Source organism: Alphaproteobacteria bacterium (assembly GCA_025800285.1).
Taxonomy (GTDB): Bacteria; Pseudomonadota; Alphaproteobacteria; order JAOXRX01; family JAOXRX01; genus JAOXRX01.
The window spans coordinates 14,362-32,594 of the sequence record JAOXRX010000036.1 but is presented as its reverse complement, the minus strand read 5'-3'; the positions used below and the strand labels follow the sequence as shown (position 1 = coordinate 32,594).

At 30.4% G+C, this 18,233-nt stretch carries 20 protein-coding genes and 1 tRNA gene; 10 read left to right on the top strand and 11 right to left on the bottom strand.

The genetic code is table 11. From position 1 onward, the window contains the following. The first annotated feature begins 92 nt into the window (after positions 1-92). Positions 93-368 (top strand): hypothetical protein, encoded by a 276-nt coding sequence (locus OIF36_00720; GenBank protein MCV6598993.1) that lies wholly within the window; start codon positions 93-95, stop codon positions 366-368. Positions 369-377: 9 nt separating this feature from the next. Further along, positions 378-599: a DUF167 domain-containing protein gene (locus tag OIF36_00715; protein MCV6598992.1), complete on the top strand. Its 222-nt coding sequence runs from the start codon at positions 378-380 to the stop codon at positions 597-599. A gap of 10 nt (positions 600-609) precedes the next feature. Here the strand turns inward: OIF36_00715 and OIF36_00710 are convergent, their stop codons facing one another. The 6 genes from OIF36_00710 to OIF36_00685 form a co-directional block, all read right to left on the bottom strand. Continuing rightward, positions 610-1,173 carry a hypothetical protein gene (locus OIF36_00710; GenBank protein ID MCV6598991.1) on the bottom strand — a complete coding sequence of 188 codons (564 nt, stop codon included), beginning with the start codon at positions 1,171-1,173 and terminating at the stop codon, positions 610-612. 139 nt (positions 1,174-1,312) lie between these two features. Further along, positions 1,313-1,930: a 30S ribosomal protein S4 gene (rpsD, locus tag OIF36_00705; GenBank protein MCV6598990.1), complete on the bottom strand. Its 618-nt coding sequence runs from the start codon at positions 1,928-1,930 to the stop codon at positions 1,313-1,315. A 201-nt stretch (positions 1,931-2,131) separates the two neighbouring features. Next, positions 2,132-2,392 (bottom strand): hypothetical protein, encoded by a 261-nt coding sequence (locus OIF36_00700; GenBank protein MCV6598989.1) that lies wholly within the window; start codon positions 2,390-2,392, stop codon positions 2,132-2,134. Positions 2,393-2,428: 36 nt separating this feature from the next. Continuing rightward, the gene (locus OIF36_00695) at positions 2,429-3,772 is read right to left on the bottom strand and encodes an HD domain-containing protein (GenBank protein ID MCV6598988.1); all 1,344 of its coding nucleotides are present in this window, start codon (positions 3,770-3,772) and stop codon (positions 2,429-2,431) included. A gap of 23 nt (positions 3,773-3,795) precedes the next feature. Beyond that, complete coding sequence (locus tag OIF36_00690; GenBank protein MCV6598987.1) at positions 3,796-4,680, bottom strand: formate/nitrite transporter family protein; 885 nt, start codon at positions 4,678-4,680, stop codon at positions 3,796-3,798. 88 nt (positions 4,681-4,768) lie between these two features. Then, positions 4,769-5,020: a hypothetical protein gene (locus OIF36_00685; GenBank protein ID MCV6598986.1), complete on the bottom strand. Its 252-nt coding sequence runs from the start codon at positions 5,018-5,020 to the stop codon at positions 4,769-4,771. 201 nt (positions 5,021-5,221) lie between these two features. Here OIF36_00685 and dnaK point away from each other — a divergent pair, with 201 nt between their 5' ends. From dnaK to OIF36_00670, 3 genes are all read left to right on the top strand, one after another. Further along, positions 5,222-7,126, top strand: a complete 1,905-nt coding sequence (dnaK, locus tag OIF36_00680) for a molecular chaperone DnaK (protein MCV6598985.1) — start codon at positions 5,222-5,224, stop codon at positions 7,124-7,126. 167 nt (positions 7,127-7,293) lie between these two features. After that, positions 7,294-7,428 (top strand): hypothetical protein, encoded by a 135-nt coding sequence (locus tag OIF36_00675; protein ID MCV6598984.1) that lies wholly within the window; start codon positions 7,294-7,296, stop codon positions 7,426-7,428. 208 nt (positions 7,429-7,636) lie between these two features. Continuing rightward, the gene (locus OIF36_00670) at positions 7,637-8,536 is read left to right on the top strand and encodes a hypothetical protein (protein MCV6598983.1); all 900 of its coding nucleotides are present in this window, start codon (positions 7,637-7,639) and stop codon (positions 8,534-8,536) included. A gap of 351 nt (positions 8,537-8,887) precedes the next feature. On the opposite strand, the gene clpX is transcribed toward OIF36_00670, so the two are convergent. Together clpX and clpP are read right to left on the bottom strand one after the other, a co-directional pair. Continuing rightward, a complete protein-coding gene (gene clpX / locus OIF36_00665; GenBank protein ID MCV6598982.1) occupies positions 8,888-10,195 on the bottom strand; it encodes an ATP-dependent Clp protease ATP-binding subunit ClpX in 1,308 nt (435 codons plus the stop codon). A 63-nt stretch (positions 10,196-10,258) separates the two neighbouring features. Then, positions 10,259-10,849, bottom strand: a complete 591-nt coding sequence (gene clpP, locus OIF36_00660) for an ATP-dependent Clp endopeptidase proteolytic subunit ClpP (GenBank protein ID MCV6598981.1) — start codon at positions 10,847-10,849, stop codon at positions 10,259-10,261. A gap of 159 nt (positions 10,850-11,008) precedes the next feature. On the opposite strand from clpP, the gene OIF36_00655 reads away from it, so the two are divergent. From OIF36_00655 to OIF36_00635, 5 genes are all read left to right on the top strand, one after another. Beyond that, complete coding sequence (locus OIF36_00655) at positions 11,009-11,665, top strand: SPOR domain-containing protein (protein ID MCV6598980.1); 657 nt, start codon at positions 11,009-11,011, stop codon at positions 11,663-11,665. 1 nt (position 11,666) lies between these two features. Beyond that, the gene (gene nth / locus OIF36_00650; GenBank protein MCV6598979.1) at positions 11,667-12,296 is read left to right on the top strand and encodes an endonuclease III; all 630 of its coding nucleotides are present in this window, start codon (positions 11,667-11,669) and stop codon (positions 12,294-12,296) included. 55 nt (positions 12,297-12,351) lie between these two features. Further along, positions 12,352-12,436, top strand: a tRNA-Leu gene (locus OIF36_00645). A gap of 110 nt (positions 12,437-12,546) precedes the next feature. Continuing rightward, positions 12,547-13,869 (top strand): trigger factor, encoded by a 1,323-nt coding sequence (gene tig, locus OIF36_00640; GenBank protein MCV6598978.1) that lies wholly within the window; start codon positions 12,547-12,549, stop codon positions 13,867-13,869. 446 nt (positions 13,870-14,315) lie between these two features. After that, entirely contained in the window at positions 14,316-15,209 is an 894-nt protein-coding gene (locus OIF36_00635) for a hypothetical protein (protein MCV6598977.1), read from the top strand. A 65-nt stretch (positions 15,210-15,274) separates the two neighbouring features. Here OIF36_00635 and OIF36_00630 read toward each other — a convergent pair whose 3' ends face one another. From OIF36_00630 to OIF36_00620, 3 genes are all read right to left on the bottom strand, one after another. Next, positions 15,275-16,231, bottom strand: a complete 957-nt coding sequence (locus OIF36_00630; protein MCV6598976.1) for a hypothetical protein — start codon at positions 16,229-16,231, stop codon at positions 15,275-15,277. A gap of 398 nt (positions 16,232-16,629) precedes the next feature. Further along, the gene (gene rlmN, locus OIF36_00625; protein ID MCV6598975.1) at positions 16,630-17,679 is read right to left on the bottom strand and encodes a 23S rRNA (adenine(2503)-C(2))-methyltransferase RlmN; all 1,050 of its coding nucleotides are present in this window, start codon (positions 17,677-17,679) and stop codon (positions 16,630-16,632) included. After that, on the bottom strand, positions 17,679-18,182 hold the full coding sequence (locus OIF36_00620) for an invasion associated locus B family protein (GenBank protein ID MCV6598974.1): 504 nt from the start codon (positions 18,180-18,182) through the stop codon (positions 17,679-17,681). Before OIF36_00620 ends, rlmN begins: the two co-directional genes overlap by 1 nt. Positions 18,183-18,233 lie beyond the last annotated feature (51 nt).

The following is an 18,233-nucleotide window of genomic DNA, read 5'->3' as shown; positions in this document are numbered from 1 at the left end:
TTTTTTGTAGTATATTGAATTGGAAAGTAAAGTCAACCAGATACTTGACTTTATCCATTGTATGATATAAATTCTGTTCAAAGGAGTGTAATATGAAATTTATTTTAAAAGCTGTTTATTTAATTTTATTGTTTATATGTTCAACTGTTTCAATAGGCTTATTTGTTGAAAGTATTGTTTCTATTTTTGATGAAATAACTCTTAATTCATTTTTGGATATTTTTATTGCATTTTTAATATTGACTTCATGTATAATAACTTCATTTAGGTTTTATAAAAAGGAAAAATTAATTACTTCTTTTTTGTTTGTGTCCATCGTACCTTTTTTTGCTATAGCAATTATAAGATTTAATTTTTTAGTTATATAGATTGTTAATATGAAATATTCAGTAAGAGTTATAACCAATGCTTCGAGAGATAATATAGATATATTATCAGATGATTCAATGAAAATTCATATAACCACAATTCCAGAGAAGGGTAAAGCGAATAAGAGAATTATAAAGCTATTATCCAAGAAGTTTAATATATCTAAATCAAAAATAAATATAGTGAGTGGAGAGCTATCTTCAAATAAGATTATAGAGATAGATTTATAAACTTACTTGCTTATTCTTCTCCTGAAAATAAGACTAGGGGAGATACTTTCTTTATATTATCGCTTAGAATTAAAGAGTATATGCCATAAGTTACTAGGTTCCCGATACTACCACCAGTATGTTTTGTTATTTTTAATAGTTTTGATGATAGGATTTCTCCTTTGAAATTAGGAGATAGTTGTTTCGCTTTTTTATTACTTATATCTTTTATAACCTCATAATAATCAGCTTCTAAATCAAACCCATCATTGCGGATTTTAGCCTCTTGTTTTGTTGTTATATATAAGTTTCTAGTTATTCCAACATCTTTGCAAAAATCTTGCGAGCATAGACTCTTTACTTGTAAATTGTGTTCACCTAAGAAAACTCCTGGAGTTTTTGAAAGCTTTTCAATATCTTTTATATTTGTGTTCTTTATTACTTGCTCTAAGTTATCACTACTTAGCCATTCTGTATAGAGGCTTTTTATGGAGATTATCTTCCCATTAAACTCCCAAGAGTTTTTATCGTAGCTCTTTGCTGTAGCATGAGGTGTTAATAGTATTAAAAAGATTAAGGTAATTATTTTTTTCATAATGAATAATGCTATATTGTTTTTATATTAATATCAAGTTTATTTTTAAGTTATTTTTTTAGGGCAGGGTGGGTATTAGAAAAAGAAAAGGCTTGTTTTATAAACAAGCCTTTTCGTAATAATCTTATAAAATCTATTATTATCTTGAGTAGAACTCGATAACTAGATTTGGTTCCATTTGAACTGGGTATGGAACTTCATTCATTTCAGGAACTCTAACGAAAGTACCTTTGAATTTCTTCACATCTACATCCATGTAGTCAGCGATTTCTCTTTCTGCAGATTCTACAGCAGATATAACCATTGGCATAGTTCTTGAGCTTTCTTTAACTTCAATAACATCACCAGCTTTACACATGTATGAAGGGATATTTACTTTTTTACCGTTAACTAAAACATGACCGTGGTTAACGAATTGTCTAGCTGCAAATACAGTTGGAACGAATTTCATTCTGTAAACGATAGCATCTAGTCTGCATTCTAAAATTCCGATAAGGTTTTCAGATGTATCACCTTTTCTTCTAACAGCTTCTTTATAGTATTTTTTGAATTGTTTTTCAGAGATGTTACCATAGTAACCTTTTAGCTTTTGTTTAGCCATTAATTGGATACCATAATCAGTTGGTTTTGATCTTCTTGTTGGACCGTGTTGTCCTGGAGCATATTCTTTTTTGTTAATTGGAGACTTTGCTCTTCCCCAAAGGTTAACACCTAATCTTCTGTCGATTTTGTGTTTAGCTTGAATTCTTTTAGCCATTTTATTTTCCTTTTTTGCCTCGCTTTTGCGAGTGTTATTTTGTGTCCGATATTCCTTGCGGAGTGAAGGGTTCTCTTGATTTCTCAGTTAAGCTTCCTCGTTCTCAGACGGTGAGCCTGAAAATTATCATATTTTTTTGAAAAAGTCAAGTTTTTACTTTTTATAATGATTATTGATAATAATTATGGGTTTTAAACGGTTTTATAAAGTAAGCCCGTCTATTTTTCCTAATGTTTTTAGAGTCTTTAATCTATCTCTAAATTCATCTTCTGTAACACTTTCAACTTCAAGAAGTTTGTTGTGATCCTCTAACTTTAATAAGTATTCATTGTTTAATTCAAAATCTTTACTTTCTCTATTATAAACATATGAAGCTACTTTTAATCCGCTTTCATTTAACTTAACTTTAACAGGTATTTCATCTATTAAATAGTATTTGTAGGTTTCTTCTGATTTAGTCATATTCTTCCTCCTTTAAATAAACTAATATTACTTAAACTATAATGTTTGAAGTTGAAACTTTTTTTCAGTTATATTCTTTTTTTCTGCTTTCTTTTTAGAATTAGGAAAGTGTTCAGAAAATAACTTAATTTTATTTTTACTACTTTCATTGTATTTTGTCAAAGCATTATCATATAATTCTATAGATTGTTTAGAGAGTTCATCATATTTTAAAGCTTCCTCATGGCTCATTTCTCTGTTTTCTTTTATAGTTTTAGCTAAGATGCCTCTTCTTGCTTTGAATAAATTATGTGCACCATTATTGCAAACCTCACATATACATTTTAAATTAACAGCTACTTCTGTTATATGTCCATCAACTTCTGCATACATAGCAATTCCTCTAAAACCTAAGCCATTATCAAAAGGTGATTTAATAGTATCTCTTCTTTTCTTAACTTTGAACTTGCTTTCTAAAGTTTTGCTAACTTCAAGCATTTTTTCATAGCTATCACAAACAAAACTACATCTAGCAACATCTGTTATTTTAGATATATCTCCAGCAAAAGAAGTGTCTTTTTTTTGTAATAGTCTTTTAGGCTTTTTTAAAGGTACTGGTACAAAATTTACACCTTCTCCAAGCTCTTCTTTTAGTTCTTTAGCTGTTTTTAAAATTGTTCTTTTAGCTTTCGCAGCAGATTTATATAGGGCTATCATTTGCTCTTTTAATCCTTTGATTCCAACTACACTTGATTGTTTTAAATCTCTGTTTACATATATTTTTTCTGCTTGTCTGATTTTCTTATCAAAGATATTGATTAAAGGAGAATTTACATATGATAATTCTTCATGTACTTTTCTAGCAAACATTGTGTATTTAGCTTTCCATTGCATAGAAGATTTAGCACTCTTCATGTCAATAACATTAGATATTTTATCACCTATTCTGATTAGTTGAGCACCTAAGGATATTTTTGTTAGTCCCTCAATTTGTCTTTCTTTTAACCAAGCTTTATATTGTTGAGATGTTAATTTATCTGATATTTCAGGGTTGTCTTCGTCGGTTACTTCTTTAACTATTTTGGCTACATTCTCTCCAAACTCTCTAACAATATCTTCATGCTTAATTAGACCATTGCTATCTTCTACAACATCGTGCAATAATGCTGCACAAACGATATTTTCAAGGTTTTCTAAATTAGGATGGTTTTCTAAAATTAGGGCGGCAACTTTAATGGGATGCTTTATATAAGGAGTTTTTTTATCTAATCTTAGTTGTTCTTTGTGTACTTTGTCTGCTAAAGATAAAGCTTTTTTTATTTTTTCTGAATTATGAACCGCTCTTACTAAATGTTTACCATAAAAGCTAGGGTCTCTATCTAAAATTCTTGTATTATCCACTTGCTACCTCGTTTTTTATATATCTATTTAGCTGTTTCGTTAGTTTCTTGTTCTTTAGTGTTTTTTATGTATACAAACCAGAATAGAAGAGAAATAAACATTACTCCACCAACAATATTTCCTAATGTAACTGGAACTAAGTTATCCATAAAAAAGCTGTTAACTGTGAAGTTGTTTATTCTGTCGGCTGATATGTGACTTTTTTCTACCACTTCTGGAATAGCTTTTAGAGATAATGCTTTAGGTATATAGTACATATTTGCGATGCAATGCTCGTATCCAGAAGCTACGAACATAGTAATAGGAAATACTATAGCTGATATTTTTCCGATAACTTGTCTTGAAGTGCAAGCTAACCAAACAGATAGACATACTACACAATTACAAAGAATACCTCTAACGAAAGCTTCTGTAAATGTTAGGTCTGTTTTTGCTATAGCAATTTTAAGAGCACTTGCTCCTGTTGCGAAATCTGCTTGTTTATATAGTCCTGATAAGTATATTAAGGCAACTAATAACAAAGAGCCTATAAAGTTTGCGAAATAAACAATGCCCCAATTTCTGAATAGAGATTTAAAGCTCACCTTTTTCTGTAGAGCAGATATTGTTATCATAACATTGCTAGTAAACAGTTCTGTCCCTGCAAGCACTACCATAATAAGCCCAGTGCTAAACACTATACCTGATAAAAGCTTTGATATACCTTTTCCTACATATTTTGCAGAGTCGTGAGTAACTAGAGTTGATACTTCAGCTGCTAAACCAATAAATATACCTGACATGATACCCAGTATTAATAAGTTTAAAAACTTCTTACTTGCTTTGATAGGCATGATGCTATCACATATTTCACATGCTGTTTTTTTAGGAGTTTTGCACTCGCAATATTCTTCTTCAAAATGTACCATTTATTTATTCCTTTTTATAGTTTAACTATTTGATAATTTAAATAGAATTTTACAATTTAGTTAAAAAGTCAAGTTTTTTTTAAATTTTTTAATTAATACTTAATTCTTCTGTTATTTTTTGAAAGTTTTTACGAGATAAAGCTGGTCTAATATTCTTCATAACTTTTTCTGTTGTTCCTAAGTTGTATCTGCCTTCTTTTTCTGATTTTTGAATAATTTTTACTAGAGCAGGATTAACAATTGCTAAGTATGACATCTCTGTTATAAGAGACTCTTCATTATAAAACCATTCTTTTAAACTGTGAACCATTCTTGTTAATTGAAAATCTGAATCTGTCATAATTATTCCTTTTTGTGTTTTATATTGTTATTATGCTGTTTTATTTATATAAAATATAGAGAATAATATCATATTTAAATAGTCTAATCAATAATAAAATAAAAAAAATAAAAAATACTTGAAAAAGTAAAAGAGAGTCCCCAAATGATATATAAGAAGCGATAAAGCTTAGGAAAATAAGTTAAAAAAGAGGAGAAAAAAATGTCAAAAGTTATTGGTATTGATTTAGGAACAACAAACTCATGTGTATCTATAATGGATGGAACACATGCAAAAGTTATAGAAAACTCTGAGGGAACAAGAACAACTCCTTCAATGGTAGCTCTAACAGATAAAGGTGAGAAATTAGTAGGACAACCTGCAAAAAGACAAGCTGTTACAAATCCAGATAATACTCTATTTGCGATTAAAAGATTAATTGGTAGAAGGTTTGCAGATCCTTTAGTAGAGAAAGATAAACATCTTGTACCATACTCAATTGTAAAGGGTGATAATGGAGATGCTTGGGTGGAAGGTCATGGAGAAAAATATGCTCCATCACAAATTTCAGCATTTATTTTACAAAAAATGAAAGAAACTGCAGAGTCTTATCTTGGCTCTGATGTAACACAAGCAGTTATTACAGTTCCAGCATATTTTAATGACTCACAAAGACAAGCAACAAAGGATGCTGGTAAAATTGCTGGTCTTGAAGTGCTAAGAATTATTAATGAGCCAACAGCTGCTGCTTTAGCATATGGTCTAGATAAAAAAGATGGTGGAACTATTGCAGTGTTTGACTTGGGTGGTGGTACATTTGATGTATCTATTCTAGAAATTGGCGATGGATTATTTGAAGTTAAATCAACAAATGGAGATACTTTCCTAGGTGGTGAAGATTTTGACTCAAGAATTATTAATTTCCTTGTTGAAGAGTTCAAAAAAGAATCTGGAATTGATTTATCAAAAGATAAACTAGCTCTACAAAGATTAAAAGAAGCTGGAGAAAAAGCTAAGATTGAATTATCTAACTCAATTGAAACAGAGGTAAATCTTCCGTTTATTACTGCAGATGCTTCTGGACCAAAACATTTACAAATCAAAATTTCAAGAGCTCAATTAGAGAGCTTAGTTGCAGATTTAATTAAGAGAACAATTGAACCTTGTCAAAAAGCAATGAAAGATGCAGGAATTTCAGCAAGTGAAATTGATGATGTTATCTTAGTTGGTGGTATGACAAGAATGCCTAAAGTTCAAGAAACAGTTAAAGAAATTTTTGGCAAAGAGCCAAATAAAGGTGTTAACCCTGATGAAGTTGTTGCTATGGGTGCTGCAATTCAAGGTGGTGTTCTACAAGGGGATGTTAAAGATGTTCTTCTATTAGATGTTACTCCTCTTTCATTAGGTATTGAGACTCTAGGCGGTGTGTTTACAAGATTGATTGATAGAAATACAACAATCCCAACAAATAAATCTCAAGTTTTCTCAACTGCAGAAGATAATCAACCAGCTGTATCAATTAGAGTTTTCCAAGGTGAAAGAGAAATGGCTGCAGATAATAAATTATTAGGTAATTTTGACTTAGTTGGTATTACTCCAGCACCAAGAGGTGTTCCTCAAATTGAAGTTGAATTTGATATTGATGCAAATGGTATTGTTAAAGTTAAAGCAACTGATAAAGCTACTGGTAAAGAGCAAGAAATTAAAATCCAAGCTAACGGTGGGTTGTCTGACTCTGATATTGACTCAATGGTTAAAGATGCAGAGGCAAATGCTGAAGCAGATAAAAAGAAAAGAGAACTTATTGAAACAAAAAATAAGGCAGACTCTTTAGTTAACCAAACAGACTCAATGCTTAAAGAATTAGGTGATAAAGTTAGCGAAGAAGATAAAAAATTAGTTGAAACAGCTAAAGAGGAATTAGCTAAGGTTAAGGATTCTGATGATGTTGAAGAAATTAATGCGAAGATTGAAGCATTAAATGAAGTTTCAATGAAACTAGGACAACAAATGTATCAAGCTAGTCAAGCTGAAGCACAATCAGGACAAACTGCTGGTGGTGCAGAGTCTGAAGCAGATGCTAAACCTGAAGAAGATGTAGTTGAAGGTGAAGTTGAAGAGAAATAGAATTTTAATTCATTTTTATTTTTAAAAAAAATTACCCCATGCAAGTATCACACATACGAGAAGGGGTAATTTTTTTAATTTAAAAATGTTTAAAAGTTCTATTTAAATAAATCTGCTTTTTAATTTGCAATTATTTACTCTATGAAAAACAGAGAGAAGGGGCGAAGATGACATTAGCATTTTCCCCATCCGGTCATTCTGATGAGCGGAGCGAAGAAGAATCTCATTGTGCTACTGGATATAAATTCACATTCCACATGCATGAAAAGATTCTTCATTTTGTTCAGAATGACTTTATCTAAACACACACTGCCGCATCCCCAGCCCGTCATTCTGAACGGACACACTTGTGTGGTAGTGAATAATCTCATTGTGCTACTGGATGTAAAGCAACATTACACAAGCATTAATTAATAAGCTAATATGATATTTTTATATCTAACTTCTTGTTTTATCTTGTATTTTATGATATTATTACTTAATTAAATCAATAAAGGATAATTTGTTATTATGGATAAGGTGTTTATATCATTAGAAAAAGCTGAAGAAAAGATTGAATCTTTTCATAAAAGAGCCGAAGAGAATGAGAAAAGGGTTCAAAGCTATGAAGAGATTCTTAATGTTTTTGAGCATGCAAAAGAGAACTATTATTTGGCCATTGAAGAACTTAAAATTGATACTATAAATGGAGGTAAAGTTCAAGATTACGAAAAGGGTTATTTCAATATAATGGTTGAAAGGAATCTAAGCAAAGCTATTACTATAGACTTGTTAGCTCTGAGAAAAGATAGTTTTAGAAAAGAGTTAAAAAAGAGACCTAATGAGTGGGTTTATGATAAATATATGGATGAGGTTTTAGTATTACTTAATGATGCTGTATCTGAAATGATAACTGATTTTGATAATCCTGACAAACAGGATAAGAAGTTCATGGAATTTTATAATTGTGTACATAACTCTGTGTTTTCTCAGGAGGATTTGATGTATAGACAAGACTTTATTTTAAATAATCCTGTTTATATAAATCCTATAAATAGGATGTTTCAGTTACATGATAAAACAATGATTATATTGGAAGAGTTGGATGTTATAGAGCCTTGTTCTCAGAGAGATGTTTGGAAGAAAGCTGATGTTTTAAATAATTGTTTAGAGTGTATGGATGATTATATTGTAAAGAATACAATGTCTTTAGTTGGTGCATTTTCGGAAAATGATTTCTCCGAGCTGGGAGAAAAGGCAGAAAGTGTTTTTCAAGCTACTGCTATTTGTGATGCTACAAATAAACTTGTAATGAAAAAAGCGAAAGATATGTTGGTAAAAGTTTTGACTCCAGTGGTTGAAGAAGCAATGCCAGTTTTGGGAGCTAAAGGTAAAGAAAAAGATGCTACAGTTAATCCTAATATAGGATAATATTTTTTTAATCAAATTATTGTTAATGTTATTTATTAATTTATCATTCTGAAGGGGCTCTCTTGTGTGGTAGTGAAGAATCTACCTGTGCTACTGGATGTAAATTAACATTACACAGGCACGAAAAGATTTTTCGACTCCTTACAGTCGCTCAAAATGACATTAGCATTTTCCCCATCCGGTCATTCTGATGAGCGGAGCGAAGAAGAATCTTCTTGTGATACTGGATATAAATTAAGATTCCACAGGCATGAAAAGATTCTTCACTTTGTTCATAATGACAAAAAAAGAAGACATAATAAAAAAAGCTCGGGGTTATCCGAGCTTTTTTATATTTATAAACTAATTGTCTTAGCTAGCTTTTTTAGATCCTGCTTTTTTAGCTGGCTTCTTTGTAGCTGTGTTAGCTTTTTTCTTAGTTTTAGTCTTTAGTTGTTTAGGTTCTTTGTATTTAACAATACCTTCTTTTTCTCCAGAGACAACTTCCGCATCAATAGTTAAAGATTCTACTTGGTCATTACCTGGTAATTCAAACATTGGATCCAGAAGGAATCTTTCTAAGATTGATCTTAATCCTCTAGCTCCAGTTTTTCTTTCCATAGATTCTTCAGCTATTTTCTCAATAGCATCTTTTGTAAACTTAAGTTTTATATCCTCCATTTGGAATAAGTGTTGATATTGTTTTGTAAGTGCATTTTTAGGCTCTGTTAATATCTTCACTAATGCTTTTTTATCTAAGTCTTCTAGAGTAGCAACAACAGGTATTCTTCCAACAAACTCAGGGATTAATCCGTATTTAAGTAGATCTTCAGAGATTACTTGCTTAAATAGTTCGCTTTCTTTTCTATGTTTTTTACTCTTAACTTTAGCTTCAAATCCAATAGAGCTTTTTTCTGTTCTTTGCTCAATAACTTTATCTAGTCCCGCAAAAGCACCGCCACAGATGAATAAGATATTTGTTGTGTCAACATGCAAAAATTCTTGCTGAGGGTGTTTTCTTCCGCCTTGAGGAGGTATTGATGCAACAGTTCCTTCAATCAATTTTAATAGAGCTTGTTGAACACCTTCTCCAGAAACATCTCTTGTAATTGATGGGTTATCTGATTTTCTTGTAATTTTATCAATTTCATCAATATATACGATACCTCTTTGAGCTTTTTCTACATCATAATCAGCTGCTTGAAGCAGTTTTAGAATTATGTTTTCAACATCTTCACCAACATAACCAGCTTCTGTTAGAGTTGTTGCATCCGCAATAGTAAACGGAACATCAAGCAGTCTAGCTAGTGTTTGAGCAAGTAATGTTTTACCACAACCTGTAGGTCCTAATAAAAGTATGTTAGATTTATGTAGCTCAATCTCATCTTTTTGAGTAGTTATGTGATTTAATCTTTTATAATGGTTATGTACTGCAACAGAAAGAATTTTTTTAGCTTGCTCTTGACCGATAACATATTCATCAAGAGTTTCTTTGATTTTCTTTGGAGAAGGAACTTCTCCATCTTCAGCAATCGCAGTTTTAACTTCTTCATTAATTACATCTGCACATAGCTCAACACACTCATCACAAATGAATACATTAGGCCCAGCTATGATTTTCTTTACTTCGTTTTGACTTTTTCCACAAAATGAGCAGAAGAACTCTTTATCTTTAGCCATATATTTATCTTAAGCAATAAGAATTTAACTATGAAATTCTTAAGCTTATCTCCTTTCTTTAAATTATACAGGTCTTTTTTCAATAACCTTGTCAATTAACCCAAACTTTTTAGCTTCTTCAGCAGACATGAAATTATCTCTGTCTAAAGCATCTTCAATTTCTGATAGTTTTCTACCAGTATGTTTAACATAAATTTTGTTAAGTCTTTTTCTTAGGTTAAGAATCTCTTGAGCCTGAATTTGAATATCACTAGCTTTCCCTTGAGCTCCTCCAGAAGGTTGATGAACCATGATTCTAGAGTTAGGTAGTGAGAATCTTTTACCTTTTGTTCCCGCTGCCATAAGGAGTGAACCCATAGAGCATGCTTGTCCAATACATATAGTGTTAACATCACATTTTATATACTGCATTGTATCATACATTGAAAGCCCTGATGTTACGACTCCTCCTGGGGAGTTGATGTATAGGTAAATATCTTTATCAGGGTTTTCTGACTCTAAAAATAATAATTGAGCACACACAAGGCTCGCAACACTATCATTTACTTCTCCTGTTAGAAAGATAATTCTCTCTTTTAATAATCTTGAAAAAATATCAAATGATCTTTCTCCTTTTGATGTTTGCTCAACAACCATAGGGACTAAATTTGACATAGTAATTGTATCTCCTTTTTTCTTACTGTTTAATATAACTTATAGAGATGAATTTAAAAAAAATCAACAATAAAATCAAAAAAAATATATTGACAAAAGGACTAGTTATATATAAATATTAATGCATATATATGTTAATTTTTATAATGAGGTTTCAAAATGAATAAAGATAAAATTTTTAGATTTGTTACAGGTGTGGTTTTTATCATTTTTATGGTGGCTATTTTTTCTTCATACTTTTCTGCAAAACAAGAGAATAATATTAATGAAGCAGTGCCAGTTGTGAGTGCGGATAAATCACCTATTAAAATTAAGCCAAAAGATGAAGGGGGCATGGATATACCTTTCAGAGAAACAGAAATATACGAATCAGCTTCTAGGGATGTTGATGATACAGAGACATCTAAACTAAAAGATTCTAAAAAAGATTTGAAAATAAAATTTGAAGAAACAGAAGTTAAAACAGAAAAAGATGTTGAAGACTTAGATGATCTTATAAATGTTCTATCAGGAAAAGAAAATAAAAAGATAGAAACTAAAAAAGCAATTAAAAAGATAGTTGAATCAAAACCTTCTCCTTTTGGAATATATAGAGTTCAATTAGGCTCTTTAAGAAGTAGAAATGATGCTGTTAATACTTGGAAAAAGCTAAAGAAAAAATATTCGGGAACTTTAGATGGCTTAAAAGGTCATATAGAGAAAGTAAATACAAGTAGGGGGATTTTTTATAGAGTTCAAACCTCTAAAACCACAAAAACAAGAGCTAGCAAAGTTTGTAATGTTATCAAAAATTGTTTAATAGTAAAGGCAAAGTAGTATGAATAAGGCAAATATTAAAGATATTTTTGAGATATTTAAAAAAGATAATCCTGCTCCAGAGTGTGAGTTGGATTTCGTAAATGATTATACTTTCTTAACAGCTATAATATTATCTGCTCAAGCAACAGATAAAGGAGTTAATAAAGCTACTCCAGATCTTTTTGCTAAAGTAGATAATCCTAAGGCAATGTTGGAATTAGGTATAGATGGTTTAAAAGAGTATATAAAAACAATTGGGCTATATAATAATAAAGCTAAGTCTATTATCAAAATGTCAGAAGACTTAGTGAATAAATTTGAAAGCAAGGTTCCTACTGATAGAAAAGATTTAGAAAGCTTGGCTGGAGTTGGTAGAAAAACAGCTAATGTCTTTCTTAATAGTTATTATCACCAACCTTTTATAGGGGTTGATACACATGTTTCTAGAACTTCTCAAAGATTAGGATTGACAAAAAATGATAAGCCTTTGAAAATCGAAGCAGATCTAGAAAAAGTAATACCTGATGAGTATAAAACATATGCTGGTCATTGGTTGGTTCTACATGGTAGATATGTGTGTAAGGCTAAAAAACCAGATTGTGAAAACTGTAAAATAGCAAAATATTGTGATTTTTTTAAAAGTTCTTAAAAAATAACTTGCATTTTTTTAAAAATTGAGTTATAAGGATAACTCTTAGAACTGTGCGGATGTGGTGAAATTGGTAGACACGCTAGATTTAGGTTCTAGTGCCGCGAGGCGTGGGGGTTCAAGTCCCTTCATCCGCACCATAATATTAAGCGATTTCTTTCGCATAAAAAATTAAGCAGGCTTTGCTGGCTATTTGGACTCAAAGTCTATACTTTATAACTATAAATAAAAAAGAGTGGTTAGCATAAATATGGAAATAAAAAAAACAAAATCATCAGGTCTTAAAAGATCTTACGATGTAAAAGTGTCTGCAAAAGTTATAGCAGAAAAAAAAGAAGAACAATTACTAAAAATTGGTGAAACAGCTAAAGTTGACGGGTTTAGACCTGGTAAAGTTCCTTTAGATGTTCTAAAGAAAAAATACGAAAGTGCTGTAATGGGCGAAGTTCTTGATGCAGTAGTTAATAAAGCAATCTCTGATCTATTCGAAAAAGAAGATATTAGACCAGCTGCTCAACCAAATGTTGAAATTAAAAAATTTGAAGAAAATGAAGATCTTGAAATCTCTGTGGATTTAGAAACTATTCCAGAAGTTAAAGAAATAGACTTTTCTAAAATCTCTATAGTTAAACCAGTAGCTAAAGTTGAAGATAAAACTATAGAAGAAACTCTAACAAATATTGCAAATGCTCATAAAACATCAGAAGCTCTTGATGAAAAAAGAGCTGTTAAAAAAGGTGATATCGTTTCTATAGACTTTGACGGTAAAGTTGATGGAGAAAGAAAACCTGGAATGAAAGCAGAAAAATATGATCTAGAAATAGGTTCAGGAATGTTTATACCTGGATTTGAAGATCAAGTTATTGGGCTTAATATCGGTGATGAAAAAGATATTAAAGTAACTTTCCCAGCTGACTATGCTGCAAAAGATCTTGCAGGTAAAGATGCTGTTTTCGCTGTTAAAGTTCATGAGTTAAAGAAAAAAGTAGTTCCAGCTATTGATGATGAATTAGCTAAGAAAATGCAGTGTAAAGATTTAGAAGAGCTAAAATCTAAAATCAAATCTAGTGTTGAATTAGAATATTCAGAATTAACAGATATGGCTGTTAAAAGAACTATGCTAGATACTCTAGATTCTAAAGTTAAACTTGAATTACCAGAAAGCTTGCTTGAAGGTGAATTTAAAGAAATCTGGAATCGTGTTGAAGAAGATAAAAAACAAAATCCAGAAAGCTCAGAATATAAAGGTAAATCTGATAAAGATTTAGAAAAAGAATACAAAGGTATTGCTGAAAGAAGAGTTAAACTTGGTCTTGTTCTGGCAGATATTGGAAACAAAAACAAAATTACAGTATCTCAAAAAGAAATTAATCAAGCTATTTCTCAAGAAATGCAAAAGTATCCTGGTCAAGAAAAACAAGTTCTTGAATTCTATCAAAAGAATCCAAATGCTATTGCATCTATTCAAGCTCCTTTATTTGAGAAAAAAGTTATGGACTTTGTTCTTGAGTTAGCGAAAGTTGAAGAAAAAGAGATGTCTGTAGATGATATCAAAGCTATAATAGAAAAATAGATTATAAGTTCATTTTATATGATTATTCGAGCCCCAGCTTTTAGCTGGGGTTTTCGCTCATGTACTTTTATGTACACTTCACTCAAAAATAATTCACCTAAAATAAGCTTAAAATCTATTTTTTAATTAGGGGTTTTTTCATAATCTAAAATTTTTTAAAATCTATTTTTTATTGTCATTCTGAACAAAGTGAAGAATATTTTCATGCTTGTGTAATGTTAATTTACATCCAGTAGCACAATGAGATTCTTCTTCGCTCTGCTCATCAGAATGACGGGTTGGGGAAATGATATTGTCATTTTGAGCGAATGCAAGGAGTCGAAAAATCTTTTCATGCTTGTGTAATTCAAGGTTATATAATTAAACTATAAAAAGGTATCTATGATTTTCATTCATAAACTTAATAAAATTGACAAAACATTAATTTTCTTATATATAAATAAATTATGAATATATTAAAAACAAAAGCAGATCTTATTGATTTTATAGAAAATGATGACAAAGCCATTTTTTTAGGAAAATATCCAGAAAAGATTCTATCTATGTATGAAGCTAAGGAAAATGGTTTACCTGTTTTTTTTACTCCAATTTTATTCTTAAATACAGCTAAAAAAGAAGATATAGTTAAGGTGTTAAAAAGTGTTGAGTTTGATGAGGGGAGATTGAGGATTCTTGCCGATAGACAATGGCAATCAGGAATAATACCAAAATCGCAGAGTATTTTTTTTAATGAAGAGAATTGGATAGAGAAAGCATATAAGACTATATCAGAATTTTTTGATAAATATGGTTATGTTGCAATTCTTTCTGTTCCTATGCCTACAAAGTTTGATTATTCTTTTAATTTATTTGTTAATCCAGATAAACTAGTTATTGAATATATGCCTGCAGGTTTTTCTGGAGCGGAATTAAATAAAAATTTAGTGACTCCTTGTGGTATAATAAACTTTAAGACTCATGAATGGGGTAAGTATAGGCTGCAGAGTCACTCATTTCATGAGATAAGTAAAGAAACTAAAGATTTCTATTATTCTTTTATTCCAACATGTTTTCCTTGTATTAGAGGCTTTGATAAATCTGGAGTTAAAAAATGGCTTTTAGATAATAATCATAATAGAATTAATGAAAAAAAGGGACCTATAAGCAAAGCTAAAATACAATATTTAATATCAATAGCCAAAGATATTATTAATAAGGATTTCTATTCTAGAATGAATGCTCCTAGTATTACATTGTTTGGTCAGATATATAAAGGGAAGGTTTATTTCTATGGTTGGATGACCGCAGATGATAATAACTTAATTCCTTATTTTAATAAGCTTTCAAAGAATATAATATAGATAACTATATATAAAAAAAGACTCAGTCGTTGCTGAGTCTTTTCTTCCTTCATAAATCTTTTTATTTATGCAGCTGTAGGCTGTTTTGTTTTTACTCTCATTTTAACTCTACCGAAAGTTAATATATTTGCTACACCTTTGAACATATTCTCAATGAATTCCATGATAGTTTTTAACATATTGTCCATTCTTTTTTGCTCTTCTTTTAATTCTTCGAATTTTTTAGCTTTTTCTGTTAGTTTTTTTGTGCTGTCTTTCATTTCTTCTTTAGCATTTTTATACATATCAGTTAAGCTGTCTTTTTCTTTTTGTGATGTTAATAGACCTTTAGATCTTTTGTTTCTAGTTGCATTTTTAGCTTCATCAAACCTCTCATCAATCTTAGAAATTAATGTATTCATTTTTTTCTTATCTTTTGCTCTAGATTTGATGTCATCTCTATCACCTATACCATAATTGTTAATTACTTTGTTAAGTTTAGTTATATTTGAGGAGATTTCATCAAAAGCAGGTTTATGAGCACCTTTAACTTCAGCATTATGAGCTTTTTCCAGTGCATTTTCTTTAACTTCAAATGCTTTATTAGCACTTTTTTCTGAAACCCCTTTGATAAACCCTTTAAGTTCACCTAGTTTATCACCTATACCTAAGTTGATTCCTGAGCAACTACTGTTAGTTTGTTGATTTTTAACTGCTTTATTTTCCTTTGCTTTCTTGCCTGTAATTGCAAGAGCTATTTGTTCTTTAAATTCTTTATTGCTAGGGTGATTCATTATAATTTTAATGTCTTCATTAGAAAACCCTGACTCTTCTATAATTTTTGCAATATCTTCTCTCATCTCTTTAGGAGTCCTAGAGCTTGATATGATTTCATTAATTGTAGCCTTAAGAGCATTAACCTTTTGAATTCTAGTTTGCATACTTTTTGAAAGCATTCTCTTTGTTGCTTCAGCATTTGATTGACCTGTATTACTATTTACAGAATCTGTAGTTTCATTTGTTGTTTCAACTTCTTTTGTCATTTTTTACCTCCAAAAAATTTTGTATAGATGTTTCCTATCTATAGATATACTTATACCATGTTTTTAGGTAAAAGTCAAATCAAACTCAATATTTATTGTATTTTTATTAATAAAAAGTTGTGTTTATTTGTTATTTTATTACGATAAAGTGCTTTTTAAACGGAAAAAGTTCGATTTATAGTTTTTTTTAAGTTTTTAGCTTGATAAACAGGTGATTATTGCTTTTTTTTGCTAATATTTTGCTTAAAACTTAAGCGAAATTTTTGGTTTTTGTGCGATTCTACACTATAAAAAACGAATCGCTTATATTATCTAACAATTTAATTTACTGAAATAAGTATATTGCCTAAATATCTATCTAAAGGCTTTTTTTATCATAAATTTTTAACTAATAGCTATTAAGACTTATTCTTAAGTTGACCGCAGGCTGCAGAAATATCATTGCCTCTTGGAGTCCTGATAGGGCAAATGTATCCTGCTCTTGTTAATATATCAGAGAATCTTTTCATAGCTTCTGGAGAAGATCTCTTAAAAGATGAGCCCTCCCATTCATTGAAGCCTATAAGATTAATTTTCGCAGGGATTCCTTTCAATAGCTTAATTAAGTCTAAAGCATCTTGCTTTGTATCATTAAGTCCATCTATCATGATATATTCAAAAGTTACTCTTCTAGAGTTTGATAAGTTTGGATATTTTCTAATCTCTGCCATAAGCTTTTTAATAGGAAAAGCTTTGTTTATAGGCATTATTTTACTTCTTTTTTCGTCATTAACAGCATGTAAGGATATAGCTAATTTAACATCTGTATCAATTCCAAGAGAAACAATCTTATTTGCTATTCCGCAAGTAGATACGGTAATTCTTCTTTTTGATATAGATAAACCTTCTCCATCAGACATTATGTTTAGAGCTTTAACTAAGTTGTCGTAGTTATTTAAAGGTTCTCCTTGTCCCATCATAACAATGTTAGAAAATTTTCTTGTCTCTAATAGTTTTCCCCACTCTTGAACATAGTCTCTACAATGAACTACTTGAGCTATTATTTCAGGTGTGGTTAGGTTTCTAGTAAAATCTTGAGTTGCTGTACAACAAAACTTGCAGCCCATTTTGCATCCTACTTGAGATGATACACATAAAGCTCCGCCTCTGTTTCCTTCAGGAATGAAAACACATTCTACAGAATTGCCATCTTCAGTCTCTAATAACCACTTTACAGTGCCGTCAATAGATTTTTGCTCATTAAGGACTTTTAATCGTTTTATTTCATATCTGTCTTCTAGTGTTTTTTGTAGTTTTTTAGATATATTGGTCATATCTAAAAAATTTCTAGCTCCATGGTGGTATATCCAAGAGTAAATTTGTTTTACTTGATATTTTTTTACATCTAGTTCTTCATTTAATAAGTTGAATAATTCATCGTAAGATAAACCTAAGAGATTTTTTTTCATTATTTTACCTTACATCTTCTAGATATGTCTGTATATGCTGACATTGTTCCTCTTAATGAGAAAGTATCTTTGGTATATGTTCCTCTTGAAGAATGTCCCTCTATAGTCATTTTTGAGCCTCTTTGAATTGCTTCTGCAATTTCATTATCAGTTCTTTCATCTTTAGCCCAAGCAGTATCTTTATCTGTAAACAACTTCCATCTTTTATTATCTATTTTTAAAGTTACTTCACTATTAGCTTTGAAAGAGTATCCTGTTTTAAAACTAAAAACATTTTTAGAATTATCTCCTGGGCGATGAGTTAGCATAGCTATGATATCACCTCTATAAGTATATTTACCTACGGATGATTTTGGAGTGGATGCCATGTAACAAACTCTACCACTTTCTTCGGTGAAAGTATAAGATTCCCAATCTCCATGAGCATCAATTAATGTTGGCTCTGATGCAAATGCTGAGTTTGTTATAGTAATTAACACTAATAAAGCTAATATTTTTTTCATTTTATACATTCCTTAATATTTATTATATTCAAGTAAGTATATAGACTATTT

Bases quoted from the DNA above. Each gene is read 5' to 3' on its own strand.
- OIF36_00635 (MCV6598977.1), top strand. From the start codon at position 14,316: ATGAATATATTAAAAACAAAAGCAGATCTTATTGATTTTATAGAAAAT.
- OIF36_00720 (MCV6598993.1), top strand. From the start codon at position 93: ATGAAATTTATTTTAAAAGCTGTTTATTTAATTTTATTGTTTATATGT.
- OIF36_00630 (MCV6598976.1), bottom strand. From the start codon at position 16,231: ATGACAAAAGAAGTTGAAACAACAAATGAAACTACAGATTCTGTAAAT.
- clpP (MCV6598981.1), bottom strand. From the start codon at position 10,849: ATGTCAAATTTAGTCCCTATGGTTGTTGAGCAAACATCAAAAGGAGAA.
- OIF36_00700 (MCV6598989.1), bottom strand. From the start codon at position 2,392: ATGACTAAATCAGAAGAAACCTACAAATACTATTTAATAGATGAAATA.
- OIF36_00685 (MCV6598986.1), bottom strand. From the start codon at position 5,020: ATGACAGATTCAGATTTTCAATTAACAAGAATGGTTCACAGTTTAAAA.
- OIF36_00715 (MCV6598992.1), top strand. From the start codon at position 378: ATGAAATATTCAGTAAGAGTTATAACCAATGCTTCGAGAGATAATATA.
- OIF36_00710 (MCV6598991.1), bottom strand. From the start codon at position 1,173: ATGAAAAAAATAATTACCTTAATCTTTTTAATACTATTAACACCTCAT.
- nth (MCV6598979.1), top strand. From the start codon at position 11,667: ATGAATAAGGCAAATATTAAAGATATTTTTGAGATATTTAAAAAAGAT.
- rlmN (MCV6598975.1), bottom strand. From the start codon at position 17,679: ATGAAAAAAAATCTCTTAGGTTTATCTTACGATGAATTATTCAACTTA.
- OIF36_00655 (MCV6598980.1), top strand. From the start codon at position 11,009: ATGAATAAAGATAAAATTTTTAGATTTGTTACAGGTGTGGTTTTTATC.
- dnaK (MCV6598985.1), top strand. From the start codon at position 5,222: ATGTCAAAAGTTATTGGTATTGATTTAGGAACAACAAACTCATGTGTA.
- OIF36_00690 (MCV6598987.1), bottom strand. From the start codon at position 4,680: ATGGTACATTTTGAAGAAGAATATTGCGAGTGCAAAACTCCTAAAAAA.
- OIF36_00675 (MCV6598984.1), top strand. From the start codon at position 7,294: ATGACATTAGCATTTTCCCCATCCGGTCATTCTGATGAGCGGAGCGAA.
- rpsD (MCV6598990.1), bottom strand. From the start codon at position 1,930: ATGGCTAAAAGAATTCAAGCTAAACACAAAATCGACAGAAGATTAGGT.
- tig (MCV6598978.1), top strand. From the start codon at position 12,547: ATGGAAATAAAAAAAACAAAATCATCAGGTCTTAAAAGATCTTACGAT.
- OIF36_00620 (MCV6598974.1), bottom strand. From the start codon at position 18,182: ATGAAAAAAATATTAGCTTTATTAGTGTTAATTACTATAACAAACTCA.
- OIF36_00670 (MCV6598983.1), top strand. From the start codon at position 7,637: ATGGATAAGGTGTTTATATCATTAGAAAAAGCTGAAGAAAAGATTGAA.
- clpX (MCV6598982.1), bottom strand. From the start codon at position 10,195: ATGGCTAAAGATAAAGAGTTCTTCTGCTCATTTTGTGGAAAAAGTCAA.